Source organism: Aquabacterium sp. (assembly GCF_049274795.1).
In the GTDB taxonomy this organism is placed as follows: Bacteria; Pseudomonadota; Gammaproteobacteria; order Burkholderiales; family Burkholderiaceae_C; genus Aquabacterium.
This window is the reverse complement of record NZ_JBASTH010000085.1, coordinates 1-1,656: the sequence shown is the minus strand read 5'-3', so window position 1 is coordinate 1,656 and position 1,656 is coordinate 1. Positions and strand designations below refer to the sequence as shown.

Genomic DNA, 1,656 nt, shown 5'->3' with positions numbered 1-1,656 from the left:
AGTCTGCAAACAGGGTCAGTAGCGTGCTCGGTGGGACTAGAACCAAGAACTTCTCAAAGCAGCTTTCTTGGACCCGTTGGCGCCCGGACGACCCGACCATGCTCTTAATCGCGTTTTCGCGGAAGTCATAGGTGCGTGCAAGACAGTAGACATACTCCGGGGTTACTCGCTTGGATCGAAGCACAATGAACTCCGTCGAGCCGCGCCCTACTTCGTCTTCTTCCATGAAGTCAACGAACACTGTCTTTCCGTTCTCAAGACATGGCGTGATGCGCGCAAAGAGCGTATCGCCGTTGCAGAACTTGCTGCCGGACCGTCCTTCTCTCTTTACGGTCTGCTGGATCACCATGCTGTCTATCGGAAGGTCGGCCATCTCGACCGTCCAGTGTTCCGGTTCGTCGGACAGTCGTGTACTTGGATTGGCTTCGATTGCTTCTGGCGTTGGCACGCGCTCCCACCCCTCCGGCACGCCGTTTTTGATTTTGACGTGTTCGTGGCCGGGGAAGCGGAGGTGGACGAACCATTCCCTGTAGAGCATCCGTGCGGCCTGTTCCAGCAGCTGTATCCGCCGCCGGTTGTTTTCGATCAGGTCGTCGTAGGCGGAGAGGATGGAGGCGATACGGTCTTGCTCACGCCTATCCCGCATCCTCACCAGGAGTAGGCTTAAATCGTTCGCCGACAATTCAACTTGATTGGTGGCGCCTCGGGCCATGTTTACGATTGCTAGTTCGTTTTGCCGTAACTCATATGCCAAATATCTCGGGTTTACGATGGTCGTATCTGGGCGAACAATTGTTATATGTGTATCAACCACTGCTTGCTCAAACTCTTCGATATATTGGAAATATGCCGTGCGTCCGAGAGTTCCTGTACCTGTCGAATTGACGAGAATATCTCCATTCTGAAGGACTTTGTCAGGCGCAAGCCGAGTGTTCTTGTCGGTCAGGCGCGCCGGTTCCAAGTTAACGCGACCTTCGCGAACGCATTTTTGATTTAAGACGCAGATGCCGTCATCTTCTACATACTTTGGAGCAACACCCCTTTTTATATAAGACGCGACTTTTTCTAGTGGAACCTGCCAAACTTTCATACCCCCAACTCCTCAAAATTCCGTTTGATGGTCGCGGCCAGGGTGACGGCCTCGATGTTGAGATTATCCAGCTCGACGTGAATTTCGCGCAGGGTCTGTATGCGCCTCATTTCGCCTCCCCATCCCGCGCCAACTCCGCCTCAATCTCCTCCACCGTCGGCAAGCTTCCCCTCAGCTCTTCCGGCAACCGATCCACAATCTGGGTTTCCCACTCGGCGACACCGATGGGCTTATTGAATCCGCGCAGTGCGTATTCGGCTTCGAGCTTGTTTTTGGTGCGGCACAGCAGCAGGCCGATGGTCGGCTTGTCGTCGGGGTGGCGCAGCAGGTCATCCACTGCCGAGAGGTACATGTTCATGGTGCCGACAAAGCCCGGATCGAACGGCACGGCCTTGAGTTCGACTACTACATAACAGCGCAGTTTGAGGTGGTAAAACAGTAGGTCGAGGTAGTAGTCTGCGCTGGCAAACTCAAGATGAACCTGCCGCCCGACAAAGGCGAAGCCCGCGCCCAATTCCAGCAGGAAGCGCTGGATGTGATCAATCAGCGCCTGCTCGACTTCGCGC

2 protein-coding genes are annotated in these 1,656 nt (G+C 54.8%); both read right to left on the bottom strand.

Features of this window, described 5'->3' with window-relative positions; genetic code table 11:
- Positions 1-1,090 (bottom strand): restriction endonuclease subunit S (locus WAQ08_RS13725; RefSeq protein WP_422192169.1); only part of this gene is annotated, 1,090 nt, incomplete at its 3' end.
- 106 nt (positions 1,091-1,196) lie between these two features.
- Positions 1,197-1,656: PDDEXK nuclease domain-containing protein (locus WAQ08_RS13720; protein WP_422192168.1), on the bottom strand; the 460-nt coding region annotated here is incomplete at its 5' end.